Annotated in this window: 20 protein-coding genes; 14 read left to right on the forward strand and 6 right to left on the reverse strand. The window is 61.2% G+C overall.

Translation table 11 applies throughout. The annotated features are described in order from the left end of the window. Positions 1-33 precede the first annotated feature (33 nt). The 7 genes from ACR0LW_RS15335 to smpB all read left to right on the forward strand — a co-directional run bounded on the left by ACR0LW_RS15335 (position 34) and on the right by smpB (position 5,066). Complete coding sequence (locus tag ACR0LW_RS15335) at positions 34-678, forward strand: queuosine precursor transporter (protein ID WP_170521184.1); 645 nt, start codon at positions 34-36, stop codon at positions 676-678. Positions 679-940: 262 nt separating this feature from the next. Continuing rightward, the gene (gene arfB / locus ACR0LW_RS15340) at positions 941-1,360 is read left to right on the forward strand and encodes an alternative ribosome rescue aminoacyl-tRNA hydrolase ArfB (protein ID WP_170453558.1); all 420 of its coding nucleotides are present in this window, start codon (positions 941-943) and stop codon (positions 1,358-1,360) included. Between the two features lie 57 nt (positions 1,361-1,417). Continuing rightward, positions 1,418-2,164 (forward strand): SDR family oxidoreductase, encoded by a 747-nt coding sequence (locus ACR0LW_RS15345; protein ID WP_170735729.1) that lies wholly within the window; start codon positions 1,418-1,420, stop codon positions 2,162-2,164. A gap of 81 nt (positions 2,165-2,245) precedes the next feature. Then, entirely contained in the window at positions 2,246-3,259 is a 1,014-nt protein-coding gene (locus ACR0LW_RS15350; protein WP_480883160.1) for a P1 family peptidase, read from the forward strand. A 114-nt stretch (positions 3,260-3,373) separates the two neighbouring features. Next, entirely contained in the window at positions 3,374-3,787 is a 414-nt protein-coding gene (locus ACR0LW_RS15355; protein ID WP_170453561.1) for a cytochrome c family protein, read from the forward strand. Positions 3,788-3,988: 201 nt separating this feature from the next. Further along, positions 3,989-4,531 carry an isopentenyl-diphosphate Delta-isomerase gene (gene idi, locus ACR0LW_RS15360; RefSeq protein ID WP_170453562.1) on the forward strand — a complete coding sequence of 181 codons (543 nt, stop codon included), beginning with the start codon at positions 3,989-3,991 and terminating at the stop codon, positions 4,529-4,531. Positions 4,532-4,589: 58 nt separating this feature from the next. After that, positions 4,590-5,066, forward strand: a complete 477-nt coding sequence (gene smpB / locus ACR0LW_RS15365; protein WP_170453563.1) for an SsrA-binding protein SmpB — start codon at positions 4,590-4,592, stop codon at positions 5,064-5,066. Positions 5,067-5,114: 48 nt separating this feature from the next. On the opposite strand, the gene ACR0LW_RS15370 is transcribed toward smpB, so the two are convergent. From ACR0LW_RS15370 to panB, 4 genes are all read right to left on the reverse strand, one after another. Then, on the reverse strand, positions 5,115-5,849 hold the full coding sequence (locus tag ACR0LW_RS15370) for a caspase family protein (protein WP_480883161.1): 735 nt from the start codon (positions 5,847-5,849) through the stop codon (positions 5,115-5,117). Positions 5,850-5,989: 140 nt separating this feature from the next. Next, positions 5,990-7,468: a glycerol kinase GlpK gene (glpK, locus tag ACR0LW_RS15375; RefSeq protein ID WP_480883162.1), complete on the reverse strand. Its 1,479-nt coding sequence runs from the start codon at positions 7,466-7,468 to the stop codon at positions 5,990-5,992. 68 nt (positions 7,469-7,536) lie between these two features. Further along, a complete protein-coding gene (gene panC / locus ACR0LW_RS15380; RefSeq protein WP_480883163.1) occupies positions 7,537-8,379 on the reverse strand; it encodes a pantoate--beta-alanine ligase in 843 nt (280 codons plus the stop codon). Next, positions 8,376-9,215: a 3-methyl-2-oxobutanoate hydroxymethyltransferase gene (gene panB / locus ACR0LW_RS15385; protein ID WP_480883164.1), complete on the reverse strand. Its 840-nt coding sequence runs from the start codon at positions 9,213-9,215 to the stop codon at positions 8,376-8,378. The genes panC and panB overlap by 4 nt, the downstream gene beginning before the upstream one ends. Positions 9,216-9,386: 171 nt before the next feature. Between panB and ACR0LW_RS15390 the strand changes: the two genes are divergently transcribed. From ACR0LW_RS15390 to ACR0LW_RS15410, 5 genes are all read left to right on the forward strand, one after another. Further along, the gene (locus ACR0LW_RS15390; RefSeq protein WP_480883165.1) at positions 9,387-10,874 is read left to right on the forward strand and encodes an ABC transporter substrate-binding protein; all 1,488 of its coding nucleotides are present in this window, start codon (positions 9,387-9,389) and stop codon (positions 10,872-10,874) included. Between the two features lie 69 nt (positions 10,875-10,943). After that, a complete protein-coding gene (locus ACR0LW_RS15395; protein ID WP_170453569.1) occupies positions 10,944-11,891 on the forward strand; it encodes an ABC transporter permease in 948 nt (315 codons plus the stop codon). Continuing rightward, positions 11,888-12,703, forward strand: coding sequence for an ABC transporter permease (locus ACR0LW_RS15400; protein ID WP_480883166.1), 816 nt, complete (start codon positions 11,888-11,890; stop codon positions 12,701-12,703). The genes ACR0LW_RS15395 and ACR0LW_RS15400 overlap by 4 nt, the downstream gene beginning before the upstream one ends. Next, positions 12,700-14,298 (forward strand): ABC transporter ATP-binding protein, encoded by a 1,599-nt coding sequence (locus ACR0LW_RS15405; protein ID WP_480883167.1) that lies wholly within the window; start codon positions 12,700-12,702, stop codon positions 14,296-14,298. The genes ACR0LW_RS15400 and ACR0LW_RS15405 overlap by 4 nt, the downstream gene beginning before the upstream one ends. Before the next feature lie 35 nt (positions 14,299-14,333). Further along, positions 14,334-15,785, forward strand: a complete 1,452-nt coding sequence (locus ACR0LW_RS15410; protein ID WP_480883168.1) for an aldehyde dehydrogenase family protein — start codon at positions 14,334-14,336, stop codon at positions 15,783-15,785. On the opposite strand, the gene pncB is transcribed toward ACR0LW_RS15410, so the two are convergent. Further along, on the reverse strand, positions 15,782-17,074 hold the full coding sequence (gene pncB / locus ACR0LW_RS15415) for a nicotinate phosphoribosyltransferase (RefSeq protein ID WP_170735745.1): 1,293 nt from the start codon (positions 17,072-17,074) through the stop codon (positions 15,782-15,784). The genes ACR0LW_RS15410 and pncB overlap by 4 nt on opposite strands. Positions 17,075-17,290: 216 nt before the next feature. Between pncB and ACR0LW_RS15420 the strand changes: the two genes are divergently transcribed. Next, complete coding sequence (locus tag ACR0LW_RS15420; protein ID WP_480883169.1) at positions 17,291-17,770, forward strand: hypothetical protein; 480 nt, start codon at positions 17,291-17,293, stop codon at positions 17,768-17,770. Here ACR0LW_RS15420 and pncA read toward each other — a convergent pair. Next, the gene (pncA, locus tag ACR0LW_RS15425; RefSeq protein WP_480883170.1) at positions 17,767-18,360 is read right to left on the reverse strand and encodes a bifunctional nicotinamidase/pyrazinamidase; all 594 of its coding nucleotides are present in this window, start codon (positions 18,358-18,360) and stop codon (positions 17,767-17,769) included. The two genes, ACR0LW_RS15420 and pncA, sit on opposite strands and share 4 nt — an antisense overlap. Before the next feature lie 92 nt (positions 18,361-18,452). On the opposite strand from pncA, the gene trhO reads away from it, so the two are divergent. Further along, positions 18,453-19,358, forward strand: coding sequence for an oxygen-dependent tRNA uridine(34) hydroxylase TrhO (trhO, locus tag ACR0LW_RS15430; RefSeq protein WP_480883171.1), 906 nt, complete (start codon positions 18,453-18,455; stop codon positions 19,356-19,358). Positions 19,359-19,396: the final 38 nt, after the last annotated feature.

Consider the following 19,396-nt stretch of genomic DNA (forward strand, 5'->3'; position numbering starts at 1 on the left):
TCGCCGCTACCTTGTCAAAACGGGCATCAAAATATGCAACGCAGCTTTATTCCCGGCATTCTTGCCATGGCCGCCATTGTCGTGGCCTCGAACATCCTGGTCCAGTTCCTGATCCTTGACGGGCTGTTGACCTGGGGTGCCTTCACCTATCCGCTGGCCTTTCTGGTCACTGACATCATGAACCGCGTCTATGGCGTAGGCCCGGCCCGCAAGGTCGTGTTTGCCGGGTTTGTCACCGGTATCATCTGCTCGCTGATCGGCAGCCAGATCGTGCTGCAAGGGGACGGCTTCACCTATACCGCCGTACCGCTGCGGATCGCAGTTGCGTCGGGTACCGCCTTCCTGATCGCACAGCTGACCGATGTGACCATCTTCAATTCGCTGCGCGGCGGTCGCTGGTGGCGCGCGCCGCTGGTCTCGACCCTTGTGGGCTCGGCATTGGACACCGCGATCTTCTTTACCCTCGCCTTCTCGGCCTCGGTCACGGTCTTCGGTGCTGGCGCAGACGCAGCCATCAGCTGGGCGTGGGAGCCTGTGCCCTTCATGCTGTCCGGCCCGATGGCCCCGCTGTGGGTCACACTGGCCTTTGCGGATTGGCTGGTGAAACTGTCCCTGGCGCTGATCGCGCTGATTCCGTTCAAGGTGATTGTTTCCCGCCTGACCGCGCAGCCTGCGTAAAAAACGTTTGGAGAATGGCACAACTTGTGCCACCATCCTTTTCAACCGCAACAGATAGAAAAGGAGGTGATCCAGTGTCGAGAAAGAGATTGGAGAGAAGTGTCGGAACAACCGGGGGGATCGCCTGCTAGGGCAGCCCTTGGCGGAGCGCTCGCTCCGGCTGGTCGATTGATCTAACCGACCCGACCTCCTGTACTTTCGAAGGGCCGTCCCGCCGGGGCGGCCCTTTCTGTTTCTGTGCGGCCCCTGTAAGGTCCGCCTCATGTTGCGCATCACCGACGAGATCACCCTGCAGGACTGGGAAATGACGGAAAGCTTCGTGCGGTCCTCTGGCCCCGGCGGGCAGAACGTCAACAAGGTGTCCACCGCCGTCGAGTTGCGGTTCGAAGCCGCGCGCTCGCCTTCACTGCCCGACCCGGTGAAGAACAGACTGAAACGGCTGGCCGGGCGGCGCTGGACCAAGGATGGCGCGATCATCATCCAATGCGAAGAAACCCGGTCGCAGGCCCGCAACCGCGAACTTGCCCGCGCCCGACTGGCCGAATTGATCGCCCGCGCGCTGGTCAAACCCAAACGGCGGGTCGCGACGAAGCCGACCTATGGGTCGGTCAAACGGCGGTTGGCAGCGAAAAAGGCGCGTGGTGACGTCAAGGCGCTGCGTGGCAAAGTGTCGGAAGAATGATCTGGCATCTTTGCGATGCGTTGCTACTCTGCCCCCGACAGGCAGGAGGGCAACATCATGAGGCTGGACGGAAAAACCGCAATCGTGACCGGCGCGGCGTCCGGGTTCGGGGCAGGGATCGCACAGAAGTTTCTGGCCGAAGGGGCCCGTGTGATGATCGCCGATATAAACGGCGACGCAGCGCAGGACATGGCCACGCAACTTGGACCAAACGCCTTGGCGCAACAGGTGGATGTGGGTGATAGTGTCTCGGTCCAGGCCATGGCCGAGGCAGCCCATGGCACATACGAACATCTCGACATTCTGGTCAACAACGCCGGTGTCACGCATCTGCCCACACCGCTGGAAGATGTAAGCGAAGACGACTTTGACCGCGTCTTCAACGTGAACATGAAATCCGTCTACCTGACCGCCCGCGCCATTGTCCCCGCGATGAAAGCCCGCGGCACGGGCGCAATCCTCAACGTTGCCTCCACCGCCGGGCTGTCACCGCGCCCCAACCTGAACTGGTATAACGCCTCCAAGGGCTGGATGATCACCGCGACCAAGACCATGGCCGTTGAACTCGCCCCGTCCGGCCTGCGCGTCAACGCCATCTGCCCGGTGGCGGGTGAAACCCCGCTGCTGAAATCCTTCATGGGCGAAGACACGCCCGAGATTCGCGCCAAGTTCCTCTCAACCATCCCGCTCGGCCGCTTCTCCACCCCCGAGGACATGGCCAACGCCGCCCTGTTCCTGTGCTCGGACGAGGCCAGCATGATCACCGGCACAGCATTGGAGGTCGACGGTGGCCGCTGCATCTGATCCGCTCTTCTTCTGTTCAAAAATACCTCCGCCGGAGGCAGCGCGCCTGCGCGCTTCCCGGCCCCAACCTCAACAAAATCAATGACCCCTGGACCCAGAAACCTGATCACCGATGTCCCCGGCTTAAAGGTCGGCAACGCACAGGATGTTGCGCTGAAATCCGGCGCAACTGTCCTGACTGCAGACGACGCCTTTGCGGCCTCGGTCCATGTCATGGGCGGCGCGCCGGGAACGCGCGAAACCGATCTGCTTGCGCCGGACAAATCGGTTACACGGGTTGATGCGATTGCGCTGTCCGGTGGTTCGGCCTTCGGGCTGGATGCGTGTTCGGGCGTCTCCGATGCGCTGCGGGCGCGGGGCCGGGGGTTTCCGGTCGGGGACACTGTGGTTCCGATCGTGCCGGGCGCGATCCTGTTTGATCTGATGAATGGCGGCGACAAGGAGTGGGAGGAAAACCCCTATCGCGCATTGGGGCGCAGCGCGTTCGAAAACGCCGGTGAGGATTTCGCTCTGGGCACGGCTGGCGCGGGCACGGGTGCTCTGGCGGCGATGCACAAGGGCGGGCTGGGCTCGGCCTCGCTGGTGCTGGACAGCGGAATCACCGTTGGCGCGCTGGTTGCGGCCAACCCGCTGGGCAGCGTCACCACGCCGGGTGAGCGTCATTTCTGGGCGGCGCCGTTTGAAATCGGGGATGAATTCGGCGGTTTAGGCCCTGATCCCAATGCCGGTCTGGGTCACCCGCCCCCCAGTCGCAAGGCACAGGCGATGCGCGGCGATCCCGAGAAAACAAACACCACGATCGCGATTGTCGCCACCGATGCCGCTTTGTCCAAACCTCAGTGCCAGCGCGTTGCCGTGGCGGCCCATGACGGCATCGCCCGCGCTGTTCTGCCGGCGCATACGCCGGGCGACGGCGATCTGGTCTTTGGGGTCAGTACCGGGGCAAAGGCACTGTCCTCTGACGCCGAGCTTGGGATGATCGGCCACGCAGCTTCGATCTGCCTGGCACGTGCCATTGCGCGCGCGGTTTATCTGGCGACCCCGGCACAAGGCGATCTGTTGCCCTGTTGGTCCGTGTTACATGACTTAAGTTAAGGACAGCCTCTATGTCGCAGTGGCAGAGTGTCGTCACGCGGCAATCTGCCGGTTGACTCTTTTTTGCACCGACGGTCCATTCGGTGCAGCCAATTTCGTATCGGAGCTAAGACAATGAATCGTATCCTCGCTACCGCAATTGTCGGCCTGCTGGCCCTGCCAGCCTATGCAGAAGGTGATGCCGAGGCCGGCAAGAAAGCCTTCAACAAGTGTAAATCCTGCCACCTGATCGCTGACCCCGCGGGCGAAGTGATCGTGAAAGGCGGCAAGACCGGACCCAACCTGTACGGCGTCGCAGGCCGGACCGCTGGCACCTATGAAGGGTTCAAATATGGCGACAGCATCGTCGCCGCCGGTGAAAACGGGCTGGTCTGGGACGAGGAAACCTTTGTCGCCTATTCGCAGGACCCCAAGGCGTTCCTGAAAGACTATCTGGATGACACCGCGGCCAAGTCGAAAATGACCTTCAAGCTGAAATCCGGGGCCGAGGACGTTTTTGCCTATATCGTCAGCGTCTCTGGTGAATAAATTCACACGTTCATGACAGGTGACATGACGAAAGGCCGCAGCCCCGCGGCCTTTCGTGCGCTTGATAAGTGGCCTTAACGTTGCCAGTTTGACCTCACGTGGCGCAACAACACTCCGACGGGGCCGCGACGCCAAGCCGATCCGGCCTTAGCTTTTCTTTTTACTTCCCCCGTCCTACGGATCGGCAGCAGGAGACGACCGATGGGAATCATGATCCCGGCCTGGGTTGATGGCGAACTGACCCCAGTAGACAAGCTGGAGGCACATCAGAAAGGCCTCAGGCACAAGGCGGTGTCGGTTTTCGTTATTCGCGGGACCGAGATTTTGCTGCAGCGGCGCGCGCTGGGCAAATATCACACGCCTGGCCTGTGGGCGAATACCTGTTGCACCCATCCCGACTGGGGCGAAAACGCCTCGACTTGTGCCGTGCGCCGCTTGCGGGAAGAGCTTGGGATCACCGGTCTTTACCCGGAATACCGCCACCGGCTGGAATATCACGCCGATGTCGGCAACGACATGGTCGAACATGAGGTGGTGGATGTCTTTCTGGCCCATGTGCGCGGCCCGCTGAAGATCGAGCCGAACCCGGACGAGGTGATGGAGATCCGCTGGATCGACTATCACGACCTGCTGGCCGAAGTGCAGCGCCATCCGGACCGGTTTACGCCGTGGTTGAAGATCTATCTGCACAACCACGCCGACACGATTTTTGGCCCCGACCTGATCATTTCCGCAAAATCCTGAGGCGCAGGGCATATCCTTGCCTTGCATGGCTGCTGCAAGCGGCCTAAATCAACGCGTCATGGCCAAGCAGAAGACCGACCCGAATTACAAAGTGATCGCCGAAAACCGGCGCGCCCGCTTCGATTACGCAATCGAAGAGGATATCGAGTGCGGCATCGTGCTGGAAGGCTCCGAGGTCAAATCCCTGCGGGCCGGTGGCTCGAACATTGCCGAAAGCTATGCCTCGGTCGATGACGGAGAGCTGTGGCTGATCAACAGCTACATTGCACCGTATGAGCAGGCCAAGGTGTTCAAACACGAAGAACGCCGCCGCCGCAAACTGCTGGTCTCACGCAAGGAGTTGTCCAACCTGTGGAATGCGACCCAGCGCAAGGGTATGACGCTGGTGCCGCTGGTTCTGTATTTTAACCATAAGGGCCGGGCCAAGCTGAAGATCGGCATCGCCAAGGGTAAAAAGCTGCACGACAAGCGAGAAACGCAGGCCAAGCGCGACTGGTCACGGCAAAAGCAGCGTTTGATGAAAGATCACAGCTAGGGTGGGGGACACCCCGACCACTGCGAAGCCCTGGGCTGAAAGCCTAAATCAGTTGGACGTCGGGTCTCTCATACCGATCCTAAGGTTCAGCGACGACCGCGCCCAGGGGGACTGGACGCCATCCGTTTCGCTGATAACGTCCGAGCGCACCTGATCAAACAGCTGATCGAGGGACAGGCCAGAGGTCCCGATCCCGCGCGCAATCGCTGCTGTATAAGGGCTGTTGGTTCCGGTCCCATCAAGTGCAACGTCACCGGGTCCTGTGGCATAGGCGATCAGGTTGTTCGTGCGTGCGGTCATACGCGCCAGCCCGTCGCCCACATCCAGGACCACGTCCGATTGGCTGCTGAACGGATTGTCGCGGCAGGCGTCAAGGATCATAACGCTTACAGCCTGTGGCGAGTGAAAGCGATCCAAAACCCATTCTGCCGGGACGGCTTCGCCCGCTATGTCAGCCTCGGACTGAATGTTCACACCCAGCGGAAGAAGATAGTTAAAACCATCACTGCGCACCCCGTGCCCCGCGAAATAGAATACGGCCAGCGCCTCGGACCCCGCCGCGCGTACTTTGCTGGCAAAGGTTTCGACTTCGCGCATCATCTCTGCACGGTTCGCATCTGTCAGCGTCGTGACCGAGAAACCGGCGTTGCGCAGTTCATAGCTCATCAATTGCGCGTCGTTCACGGGGTTGTCGAGCGCCGGGACATTTGTGTATCCGGCATTCCCAATCACCAATGCAAACCGTTCATGCGCCGCTGACGGCCCTGCTAACAGGGCGGTCACGATATAAAATGCTGCAAAAATACGCGTCAATTCGGCCTCCAGGTTTTATGGGTAAACGTCATTCAGGTTTTGCTTCACCGGTAACGCCCGAAGCACAAGGATAGAGCCGCAGAAACCAACCGCCACCCTTGCTCATCCCATTAAAACGCCATCGCCGCCTGCACCGCGCGTTGCCAGCGGGCATAGGCGGTGTCGCGGGCATCCTGCGCCATCTCCGGTTCAAAGCGTTTGTCCAATTGCCATGTCTCGGCAAATCCGGCTTGATCGGGATAAACGCCGGCTCTCATCCCGGCCAGCCAGGCCGCGCCCAGAGCAGTTGTTTCCTGCATCACCGGACGGTCCACCGGCGCGCCCAGGCAGTTTGACAGCCCTTGCATGGTCCAGTCCGATGCGCTCATGCCGCCATCGACGCGCAGGATCACATCGGCCTCGGCGCCCCAGTCACCTTGCATGGCGTGCCACAGATCGCGGGTTTGAAAGGCGATGCTGTCCAGTGTGGCGCGGGCAATCTCGGCCCGGCCCGAGTTGCGGGTCAGTCCGAACATCGCGCCCCGGCAGTCGGGTTTCCAATAGGGCGCGCCCAGCCCGGTGAAGGCGGGAACCAGCACCACATGTTGGGTCGGATCGGCCTGCGCTGCCAGATCGCCGCTTTGCGGAGCGGCATCTATGATTTTCAGCGCGTCCCGCAACCACTGCACCGCAGCCCCCGCGATGAAGATTGACCCTTCCAGCGCATAGGTCCTCTGCCCGTCCAATTGATAGCCAATGGTGGTCAGCAGGCGGTTCTTCGAGGCGACGGGCTGCGTGCCGGTATTCAGCAGCGCGAAACATCCCGTTCCATAGGTCGATTTCATCATGCCGGGCTGGAAACAGGCCTGCCCGATGGTGGCGGCCTGCTGATCCCCCGCGACGCCCAGGATGGGGATATTGCCGCCCAGCAGCGACGTGCTGCCGAAATCCGCCGCGCAATCCAGCACTTGCGGCAGCATCGCCAACGGCACATCCAGAAGCTCACAAATCTCTGCACTCCATGCGCCCTTGTGAATGTCGAACAAAAGGGTGCGGGCGGCGTTTGTGGCGTCGGTCACGTGGCTGCGCCCTTCGGTCAGACGCCAGATCAGAAAGCTGTCGATGGTGCCGAACAGCAGCTCTCCGGCCTCGGCCCGCGCGCGCGCGCCATCGACGGTGTCCAGCAGCCATTTGACCTTGGTGCCCGAGAAATAGGGATCCAGCAGCAGGCCGGTTTGGGCGGTCACGTCATCTTCGCACCCGGCCTGTTTGTAGCGGGCGCAGATCTCGGCGGTGCGACGGTCTTGCCAGACGATGGCGTTGTGGATCGCCTTACCGGTGGTCTTGTCCCAGACCACGGTGGTTTCGCGCTGGTTGGTGATGCCGATCCCGGCGATCTGGTCGGCTGAGACCTTGCTGGTCTCCATCACCTCGCGGCAGACGGTCAGGACGCTGTCCCAGATATCCTCGACATCATGCTCGACCCAGCCTTCCTGCGGGAAATGCTGTGGAAATTCGCGCTGCGCCGTTCCGACACGGTTCATCTGCTCATCGAACAATATCGCGCGTGAGGACGTGGTGCCCTGATCGATTGCCAGAATATAGGTCATGCCTGCGCGCCTCTCCCAAACTGTTTTGCGGGACTTTAGCGCAAACAATGACGCTCGGGCCAGAGCGTTCAGACGGGAATATTGTCGATCAGGCGGATTCCATTCAACCAGGCGGCGGCCAGCAGCCGGGCGGGGCGATCCGGATGGGGCAGGGGTTCAAGCGTTTCGGCGCAATGCAGCTTGAGGTACTCGACCTGCGAAAACCCCGCGGCCAGCAGATCGGCCTGCGCCTGTTGCACCAGCGGATCAAACTCTGCGCCGGTTTTGACCGCCGCCGCCACGTCCCTCATAGCCCTGTTCAGATGCGCGGCCACCTCAAGCGCCTCGGGCGACAGGCGTAAGTTGCGCGAGGACATAGCCAGCCCCGAAGGCTCGCGCACCGTAGGGCAGCCGATCACTTCGATTGGGATGTCCAGATCGCGCGCCATGCGGCGTACGACCAGCAATTGCTGATAATCTTTTTCCCCGAAATACGCCCGGTCTGCCTGCGTTTGCAGGAACAGCTTGGCGACCACGGTGGCCACCCCGTCAAAATGGCCGGGGCGGAATTCACCCTCAAGCACGTCGGTCAGGCCGGTGACCGAGACATTGGTGGCAAAGCCTTGCGGATAGATCTCGTCGGGCTCGGGCACATAGATTGCATCGACGCCGTAGGGGGCCAGCTTTTCCGCGTCCTCAAGTTCGGTACGCGGGTAATTGGCCAGATCCTCGGGGTTGTTGAACTGTTTGGGGTTCACAAAGATGGTGACGATCACCCGGTCGGTGCCCGCCCGCGCGGCCTCGGCCAGTGACAGGTGGCCCTGATGCAGCGCGCCCATGGTGGGCACAACGCCGATGGTTTCGCCCTTGCGGTGCCATTCGGTGGTCAGCGCGCGCAGGTCGGCCAGACGGCGCAGGATCGGTGCGGTCATGATTTGGGGCCTTTGGCGGGGGCCTGATCGGCAAAGACATGCTCGGCTGCCGGAAAGCTGCGCGCGCGGACCTCGGCAGCGTATTGGGCGATGGCGGCTTCGGCCAGTGGACCAAGCTCGGCATAGCGCTTGACGAATTTCGGTTTGAAGGCGGTGAAAAAGCCTACCATGTCATCCACTACCAGAATCTGCCCGTCGCACCCGGCGGATGCACCGATGCCGATGGTCGGGATTGCGACCTCGGCCGTGATCTGATCAGCCAGACCTTGCGGCACCTTCTCTAACACGACGGAAAATGCGCCCGCGTTCGTCACCGCATGGGCATCGGCCAAAACCGCCTGTGCCTGCTCATCCCGGCCCTGCACCTTGTAGCCGCCCAGCGTGTTGATCGATTGCGGCGTCAGGCCGATATGCGCCATCACCGGAATGCCGCGCTTGACCAGAAAGCGGATGGTCTCGGCCATTTCAACGCCGCCTTCCAGCTTGACCGCACCCGCGCCGGTTTCGGCCATCAGGCGGGCGGCGTTGCGGAACGCTTGCGCCGGGCTTTCCTCGTAGCTGCCAAAGGGCATGTCGATGACCATCATCGCGCTGTTCAAGCCGCGCGCGACGGCCTGACCGTGCAGGATCATCATCTCCATCGTCACGCCAAGGGTCGATTCCAGCCCGTGCAGCACCATGCCGACGCTGTCCCCGACCAGAACAAAGTCGCAATGGGCGTCCATCAGCCGGGCCATTGGCGTGGTATAGGCGGTCAGGCTGACAAGGGGCTCGCCGCCTTTTCGGGCGCGAATATCCTGGGCGTTCGGGGCTTTCTTGCGGGCGGTGGCGCTCATGCTCGCTCCTCGCGGGGTTCATGTTGCAGCGCGGCATAACAGATCAGGCAGGGCCATAGAAACCCCGGTTGCGCGAACATTTCCTTGAATGACCCAAGGTTTAAAGGAACACTGGCCCAGGAATAACCCGCACAAACGCGGTTACGTTGACTTCAACGGGGAGAGATTTTCATGACAAAGCAGGTGTTTCGAACCTTTGGCTCGGTGCTTGCGCTGAGCGCCGGATTGCTGGCAACGGGCGCGATGGCCAAGTCCGACATTACGATTGCGATGCAGTTGGAACCGCCGCATCTGGATCCAACCAGTGCTGCCGCGCAGGCAATCGATTCGGTGGTTTACACCAATATCTTCGAAGGGCTGACCCGGTTCATGGGCGACGGCTCGGTCGTGCCGGGGCTGGCGGAAAGCTGGGAAATCTCGGATGACGGCACCGTCTATACGTTCAAGCTGCGTGAGGGTGTGACCTTCCACGATGGCAGCACGATGGATGCCGAGGACGTCAAGTTCAGTCTGGACCGCGCCAATGCCGAAGACAGCGCCAACGCGCAGAAAGCCTTATTTGCCGGGATTGAAAGCGTCGAAGCCGTGGACCCGCTGACCGTCAAGGTCACCCTGTCCGAGCCAAACGGCAATTTCCTGTTCAACATGGCCTGGGGCGACGCGGTGATCGTCGCATCCGAAAGCATCGAGGACATCAAAACCAACCCCGTCGGCACCGGAGCCTTTACCTTTGGCGAATGGGTGCAGGGCGACAGTATCACACTGAACCGCAATCCCGATTATTGGGGCGATCAGCCCGCGTTAGAGACTGCTACATTCAAGTTCATCTCTGACCCCACTGCCGCCTTCGCCGCCATGATGGCCGAGGATGTGGATGTGTTCGACAATTTCCCCGCGCCCGAGAATCTGCCTCAGTTCGAAGCTGATCCGCGCTTTCAGGTCCTTGTCGGCTCGACCGAGGGGGAAACGATTCTGTCCACCAACAACAAGCAGGCCCCGTTTGACGATATCCTCGTCCGGCAGGCGCTGGCCCATGCAATTGACCGTCAGGCGATCATCGACGGGGCGATGTTTGGCTATGGCACGCCCATCGGCACTCATTTCGCGCCACATCACCCGGCCTATGTCGATCTGACGGGTCAGTCGGCCTATGACCCGGAAAAGGCGAAAGCGATGCTGGCCGAGGCCGGATACGCGGAGGGGTTCGAGACCACTATGCATCTCCCGCCTCCGTCATACGCCCGTCGGGGTGGAGAGATCATCGCAGCACAACTGGCCGAGGTTGGGATCACCGCCGAGATCATCAATGTCGAATGGGCGCAATGGCTGGAATCGGTATTCAAAGGCAAGGATTTCGGCCTGACTATCGTCAGCCATACCGAGCCGATGGATATCGGTATCTATGCGCGGCCTGACTATTATTTCCAGTATGACAGCACCGATTTTCAGGCGCTGATGGATCTACTGAACACCACAACCGACCCGGACGAACGCACCCGGTTGATGGGCGAAGCACAACGCCTGATCGCCAGCGACTATGTCAACGGATACCTGTTCCAACTGGCCAAGCTGGGCGTGGCCAAGGCTGGCGTGCAGGGGCTGTGGCAGAACGCGCCCACGGCGGCGATTGATCTGACGGCGATCAGTTGGGCCGAATAAACTGGTGTTTCTGACTGGCAGGCTCATCGTATCGGCCTGCCAGACATATGACCTTAATACAGGCCGGAAATGCTCCGATACGCTCTCAAACGACTGATCTCTTTGATGATCAGCCTTGCTGTCGCCTCGGTGGTGATCTTTGCGGTGATCGAGATCGCGCCGGGCGATCCGGCCTCGTTCATGCTGGGTGTGAACGCGCAAGAGGATACGCTGGCTGCCCTGCGGGCCGAATTGGGGTTGGACGGGTCCAAAGTACAGCGGTATTTCAGCTGGGTCGGTGGAATGCTGGTGGGGGATTTCGGCACCTCCTACACCTATCGCACGCCGGTCTCGCAGATGATTGCGGATCGGCTTTGGGTATCCCTGCCGCTGGCGTTGTATGCGCTGACCCTGTCGACCCTGATCGCCTTTCCGGCAGGTATCTACGCCGCCGCGCGCCGGGGCAAGCCGGGCGATCTGACAGTGATGGGGGCCACGCAACTGGGCATCGCCGTGCCGAACTTCTGGTTCGCGATGATGCTGGTGCTGATCTTCGCCATCAACCTGCGCTGGTTCAATGCGGGCGGGTTTGCTGGCTGGGACAAAGGGTTCTGGACCGGTATGCATTCCCTGACCCTGCCCGCGATTGCCCTGGCCCTGCCGCAAGCGGCCATTCTGGCGCGTGTGATGCGGTCGTCCTTGCTGGACATTCTGGGCGAGGATTTCATGCGCACCGCCCGCGCCAAGGGTCTGTCCCGCCGTCAGGCGCTGTGGCGGCACGGGGTTCGAAATGCCCTGATCCCGGTGCTGACCATTATAGGGCTGCAATTCTCGTTCCTGCTGGCCGGGTCGATCATCATCGAACAGGTCTTCTACCTGCCCGGCCTCGGGCGGCTGGTGTTTCAGGCAATCTCGGCCCGTGACCTGATCGTGGTGGAATCGGTGGTCATGCTGCTGGTCTTCGCTGTCATCACGGTGAACTTTCTGGTCGATCTGGCCTATGCCGCCGTTGACCCAAGGCTAAGGAGCCGGACATGAGCCGCAACCTGATCCTTGGCGCGGCGCTGTCCTCGTTGGTCCTGCTGGCGGCGTTGGTGTCTTTTGTCTGGACGCCGTATGATTTTGCGGCTCTGAACATTCCGCAGAAATTGCAGCCGCCCAGCGCGCAGCACTGGTTCGGCACCGATCATTTCGGGCGCGACATGTTCTCGATGATCATGGTCGGCGCGCGGACGTCGATTGCGGTGGCACTGGTCGCAGTTGGGATTGGCATCGGCTTGGGCGTGCCGCTGGGTCTGATAGCGGCGGCACGCAAAGGGTCGTGGCTGGATGAGGTCATTATGCGCGGCAATGATCTGGTCTTTGCCTTCCCCTCGCTCGTCATAGCAATCCTGATCACGGCCGTTTTCGGGGCCGGAGCCATCAACGCGATCATCGCCATCGGCATCTTCAACATCCCCGTTTTCGCGCGCATCACCCGAGGGGCCGCGCTGTCGCTGTGGGAGCGCGAGTTCATTCTCGCCGCCCGTGTCTCGGGCAAGGGCGCGGCGCGGATATCGGTGGAGCATATCCTGCCCAACGTCGCCAATCTGCTGATCGTGCAGGGCACTATTCAGTTCAGCCTGGGCATTCTGGCAGAGGCGGGCTTGAGCTACGTTGGTCTTGGCGCGCAACCACCGACGCCAAGCTGGGGTCGGATGCTGGCCGACGCGCAGACAATGGTCAGTTTCGCCCCGCATTTGGCCCTGATTCCGGGTCTGGCGATCATCGTCACCGTGCTGGGGCTGAACCTGCTGGGGGACGGGCTGCGCGACTGGCTGGACCCCAGAATCCGGGTGGCGCGGGCATGAGTTTGCTACGGATCGAAAACCTGTCCCTTGGCATCCACGGGGTCGAGATTCTGAAACAGGTCGGCCTGATGATTGCGCCCGGTCAGATCGTGGCAGTGACCGGGGAAAGCGGCTCGGGCAAATCGATGACCGCACTGGCTGTGATGCGGCTGTTGCCAAACGGGGCCGACAGCGGCGGCTCGATTTTGCTGGATGGGCAAGAAATTCTGAACCGGCCCGAGGCTGAGATGTGTGCCTTGCGCGGCGCCTCGATCGGGATGGTGTTTCAGGAACCGATGACCGCGCTGAACCCGGTCAAGACCATCGGCGACCAGGTGATGGAGACCATTCTGATCCACAAAGCAATGCCCCCCGCGCAAGCGCGGGAGCGGGCACAGGAAGTGCTGACGCGCGTCGGCCTGCCACCGGATCGCTTCCCCTTGTCCCGCTACCCGCACGAGCTGTCGGGCGGGCAACGTCAGCGCGTGGTCATCGCCATGGCCATAGCCCTGCGCCCCAAATTGCTGATCGCGGATGAGCCGACAACGGCGCTGGATGTGACCACTCAGGCCCAGATTCTGGACCTGCTCAAGGGGTTGGTGACCGAATACGGCATGGGTCTGCTGATGATTACCCATGATCTGGCCGTTGTCGCCGATATGGCGGATCAGATTGTGGTCATGCGCCATGGCGTAGTGGTCGAAAGCGGTGCGACAGATCACCTGCTGCGCAATATGCAGCACCCCTATACGCGGATGCTGTTCGAGGCGTCGAACCATCAGGTGACACTGCCCGACGCCCAGCAGCCGCACCCGTTGCTGGAGGTCACGCAGGTGATCCGTGACTATCGCCTGCCCCGCAAAGGCCTGTTCGACGCGCCGGGCCATACCCGTGCCGTGGATGGCGTCAGCTTCACCCTCAACCGGGGCGAGCGGTTGGGGCTGGTCGGAGAGTCCGGATGCGGGAAATCGACCCTAACACGGGCTATTCTGGGGTTGGAAGAGGTTCAATCGGGTGACATCCGGCTGGACGGTCAGCCGGTTTTTTCGGGCCACAAACCCAACCCGGCGGTGCGCCGCAAGATGCAAGTGGTGTTTCAGGACCCCTATGGCAGTTTCAACCCGCGCCACCGCGTTGCGCGGCTGATTACGGAACCTTTTCACCTGCTCGAAAACCCTCCCAAAGGGGCAGAGCGGCAGGATCGGATTGCCGAAATGCTCACCGCCGTGGGGCTGCGTCCTGAGGATGCGGACAAGTACATCCACGAATTCTCGGGCGGGCAGCGGCAGCGGATTGCCATCGCCCGTGCACTGATCATCCGCCCAGAACTGATCCTGTTTGACGAAGCTGTCTCGGCCCTCGACGTTTCGGTCCGGGCGCAGATTCTGGATCTGCTGGCCGAACTTTGCTCGGCCTATGATCTGACCTACTTGTTCATCAGTCACGACCTGAGCGTCGTGCGCACAATTACGGACAGGGTGATGGTCATGCAGGCCGGGAAGATCGTTGAGCAGGGCGAGACCGAGCAAGTTTTCACCAACCCGCGCCATCCCTACACGCAAAAACTGATCTCGGCCGCGCCGCGACTGCCTGAGATCGGGAAGGGTGCCGCATGAGATTTCCAGTATTAGAGCCGAAATAGGAGCTTCCGATGACCGACCCGATTTGGTTTGATCCCAGCCTCTGTCTGATCGGAGGCATATGGCAGTTGCCGGACGGGGGACAATCGCTGCCCTTGGTCAACCCGTCCGATGGATCGGAGATTTGCCGCATCGCGCGGGGTGGTGCCGCAGATATGGATGCGGCAGTCACGGCGGCCCGATCTGCGTTGGACGGCGACTGGGGCCAAATGCCCGCGTTCGAGCGGGGGCGCATCCTGAGCCGCCTGAGGCGGTTGGTTCAGGAACGGGTGGAGGATCTGGCCGTGTTGGAGGCGATGGATGTTGGTAAACCGCTGACTCAGGCGCGGGCGGATGCCGTCGCCCTGGCGCGCTATTGCGAGTTCTACGGTGGCGCGGCGGATAAGGTGATGGGCGAGACGATCCCGTATCTGGACGGCTACACGGTTTACACGCTGCGCGAACCGCATGGCGTGACGGGTCATATCGTGCCCTGGAACTATCCGATGCAAATCATTGGCCGTTCGGTCGGGGCGGCGCTGGCCATGGGCAATGCCTGTGTCCTGAAACCGGCGGAAGAGGCCTGCCTGACCGCGCTGGCCTTTGCCCATCTGGCGACCGAGGCCGGACTGCCTGCCGGGGCGCTGAATGTCGTGCCCGGATTGGGGGCCGAGGCCGGGGCCGCGCTGTCTGGGCATCCGGGCGTTGACCATATCTCGTTCACGGGCTCGGTTGCGACGGGCGCTTTGGTGCAGCAGGCGGCGGGGCGAAATGTGATCCCCGTGACGCTGGAACTGGGCGGGAAATCACCGCAACTGGTCTTTGATGATGCCGATCTGGACGCGGCCCTGCCGTTTCTGGTCAATGCAGGAATTCAGAATGCAGGGCAGACCTGTTCGGCGTCGTCCCGCATTCTGGTGCAGCGTGGCGTCTATGATCAGGTCAGGGCGCGTATGGCCGAGGCCTATGGCCAACTGCGCGTGGGTCCGGCGATGGATGATCTGCGGGTGGGTCCGCTGATTTCAGACCGGCAAAAAACCATCGTCTCGGGGTTTCTGGAGAAAGGCGGGGATCTGACCATCGCCGCGCAGGGGCAGATCACCGCCAACGCGCCAGCGGCTGGAGCTTATGTCCGACCAACCCTGTTCGCTGATGTACCCGCCGACCACGTTCTGGCGCAGGATGAGATATTCGGCCCGGTTCAGGTTCTGATCCCGTTCGACACGGAAGAAGAGGCTCTAACCATAGCCAACAGCACCGACTATGGCCTTGTCGCCAGCATCTGGACCCGCGATGGCGCGCGGCAGATGCGGTTGGCGAAACGTCTGCGCTCGGGTCAGGTGTTTATCAACAACTATGGGGCCGGGGGCGGCGTCGAATTGCCATTTGGTGGGGTCGGTAAATCCGGTCACGGTCGTGAAAAAGGGTTCGAGGCGCTCTATGGTTTTTCGCAACTCAAGACCGTTGCGGCCTATCACGGCTAGACGATTACCTCGATCGCCTTCTGCGCGCCAACCCCAAACACCCGCTTGTAGCGGTCGATCTGATCCGCCGGTCCCATCGCCTTTTCCGGGTTGTCCGACAATTTGACCGTCGGTCGCCCGTTGGCCGAGATCGCCTTGCACACCAGTGAAAACGGCGCAAGCGCGTCGCCCGGTACCAGACCGCGAAAGTCATTTGTCAGCAGAGTGCCCCAACCGAAAGAGATATTGGCGCGGTCCGCAAACTGGCCGTGCAATTCCTTGATCTTGTCCACGTCCAATCCGTCCGAAAAGATGATCCGCTTTTGCGTCGGATCCTCACCGCGGGATTTCCACCAGTCGATGGCCACTTCGGCCCCGGCAGCGGGATCGCCGCTGTCGACCCGGATCCCGGTCCAGCCGGCCAGCCAATCGGGTGCGCGATCCAGAAACCCTTTGGTGCCGTAGGTGTCGGGCAGGATAATTCTAAGGTTGCCGTCATGCTCATCATGCCAGTCGCTGAGGACATCGTAGGGGGCCTGCGCCAATTCCTCATCCGTGTCGGCCAGCGCGGAATAAACCATGGGCAGTTCGTGGGCGTTGGTGCCGATGGCCTCAACCTCGCGCCGCATGGCGATCAGGCAATTCGAAGTGCCGGTGAAGGACGACCCCAAACCTTCGATCATCGCCTGAACGCACCAATCTTGCCACAGGAAGGAATGCCGCCGCCTTGTCCCGAAATCCGCGATCCCCAGCCCTTCGATGGGGCCAAGCTGCGCGATCTTCTCCCACAACCGCGTCATGGCCTGAGCGTAGAGCACCTGCAATTCAAACCGGCGCATCTGGTTCAGCACGGCGCGCGAGCGCAGTTCCATCAACACGGCCAAAGCGGGGATTTCCCACAACATGACCTCGTGCCATTTGCCCTCAAACGTCAACTCGTACTGATCACCCTTCCGCTCAAGATGATAGGGCGGCAGGCGCGTGTTCTCGAACCACTCCATAAAATCCGACCGGAACATCTGCCGTTTGCCGTAGAACATATTGCCCCGCAGCCAGGTGCTTTCGCCGCGGCTGAGGCTGAGCGAGCGGATGTGATCCAGTTGTTCCCGCAGCTCTCCTTCATCGATCAAATTGGCCAAAGGCACGTGATTCGACCGGTTGATCAGTGAAAATTCGACATTTGTTTGAGGCTTATTTCGAAACACTGACTGGCACATCAGCAGTTTGTAGAAATCTGTGTCGATCAAAGACCGAACAATCGGGTCGATCTTCCATTTGTGGTTGTAGACACGGGTCGCGATATCGACCATGGGGAACTCCTGCGATTTCCGTTGTTAGATCAATCAGCACGGGGAATGGCAAGAGTCGCTGATCTGGTGACAATGCCCGCTTGAGGTCACAAAGCGGGCATATTGTTTGGTCTTATCACCGATTAGTGAGGGTGTGGGATGGAAGAATAAGGCTGTTAGTAGTGTATGAGTCTTCGGTACGACTTTGATATTGTAAGGAAAGCACTGGACGAACAAATGCCTGACGCGCCGCCGACCTCTGGTCCGGACGGGGGTCAGGTGATTGCGCTGTTTCGGGACGTTAAGACGTCTGATGCGTTGCGCGGGGCGTCGCCCAGGATCCGCAAGATGTTTCAGGATGCGGGCTTCGGGTTGGCGGCGCATGACAGTGGAATTGCGCCTGACGTGTACCCACCTGCGGACCAGCCCGAGCGTGAACGCATCCTGTCGGCGCTGTTCGCCAGTATCAAAAGTCAGGGCGTTCAGGGCGAATACAGTGGCGAGTTCGATTTCATGCAGTTTCTGGATCACGTCCAGCGGGCGCGCCCGGTGCAGGGTGTTGTGCGATCCGAGCGAGTTGCTCAGCCCCCGATGCCAACCCCGGTCAGCCGGTCCAAACGACGCGCGATTCCGGGGCGGATCGGCTTCGCCCTTGGTCTGGCCGTAATCCTGTTTGTGCTGTTCAAATTCCTCGAAGCGGCGGGTGCCGGGAGTTAAACCAGTTTGACCCCGGCCTGACGCATGGCCTGTTCGGCTGCCGCCATCGATCCGTCCATATCGATGCCCCGGCAGGCATCCAGCCGGACGGTGACATCCAGACCCAGTCGCGCCGCATCCACCGCCGAGTAATGCACGCAGAAATCCGTGGCCAACCCAACCAGAGTCACGCGCGACAGGCCCCGCGTTTCCAGATACCCTTTCAGGCCCGTCGGCGTCGTCTGATCGTTTTCAAAAAAGGCTGAATAGCTGTCGATGGCACTGCGAAACCCTTTGCGGATGATCAGGTCCGCATCGGTGCGCAGGTCGGGGTGAAACGCGGCGCCCTGACTGCCCTGAACACAGTGATCGGGCCACAGGACCTGCGGGCCATAGGGCATTTCGATCACCTCGAACGGGCTTTTGCCGGTGTGTGAGCTGGCAAAGCTGGAATGACCCGTCGGATGCCAGTCCTGCGTCAGGATCACGGCGTCGAAATCACCCATCATGGCGTTGATCGGGGCCACCACCTCATCCCCGCCTGCCACGGCCAGCGCACCACCGGGGCAAAAATCGTTCTGGACGTCGATTACGATCAGGGCGTGGGTCATCGCGGTCTCCTTTGATCTATCGGTACGGCGTGCTGCGGGGGGCGTCAATCCGGTCCCTTGCGACTCTGCGCGCGCGGGTTTAGACCGCGCGCATGTATACGATCGCTGCCCTCTATCACTTCACCCGCTTTTCGGATCATGCCGCCCTGCGCGACCCGCTGTTGGAGCTTTGCCGCGCCCAGTCGGTCAAAGGCACCTTGCTGCTGGCGCAAGAGGGGATCAACGGCACCATCGCAGGCCCGCGCGCCGGGATCGATGCGGTGCTGGCGCATATCAAGGCGCTGCCCGGATGCGCGGACCTTGAGTGGAAAGAGGCGACCGCAGACCATCCGCCATTCGGCAAGATGAAAGTGCGCCTGAAGAAAGAGATCGTGACCATGGGCCAGCCCGATGTCGACCCGCGCGCGCGCGTCGGCAACTATGTCGAGCCGGAAGAATGGAACGACCTGATCCGCTCGGACGATGTTGTGGTGATCGACACGCGCAACGATTACGAGGTGGCGATTGGCACGTTTGAGGGCGCAATAGATCCTGAAACCGCCAGTTTCCGCGAGTTTCCCGCCTGGTGGGAAGAAAACAAGGACCGCTTCCACAACAAGCGCGTTGCCATGTTCTGCACCGGCGGTATCCGCTGCGAAAAATCGACCAACTACCTGCTGGGACAGGGGGTCGAGGATGTCTATCACCTGAAAGGCGGTATCCTGCGCTATCTGGAAGAGATGCCCAAGCAGAACAGTACCTGGCAGGGCGAGTGCTTTGTGTTCGACAATCGCGTCTCGGTCGGGCATGGGCTGGTCGAGGGCCCTCATCGCCTTTGCCACGGCTGCCGCCGCCCGATCCTGCCCGAGGATATGAAGCGCCCGGAATACGAACATGGCGTGACCTGCCACCGCTGTGTTGATGAGACGTCTGAGGCCGACAAGGCCCGTTTTCGCGAACGGCAAAAACAGATTCTGCTGGCGCGCAAACGCGGGGCCGAGCATCTGGGGTCGGACTAAATTCACCTTGCGGGTGCGCGGCTTAGACCGGATGATCG

Source organism: Ruegeria sp. N4 (genome assembly GCF_056531425.1).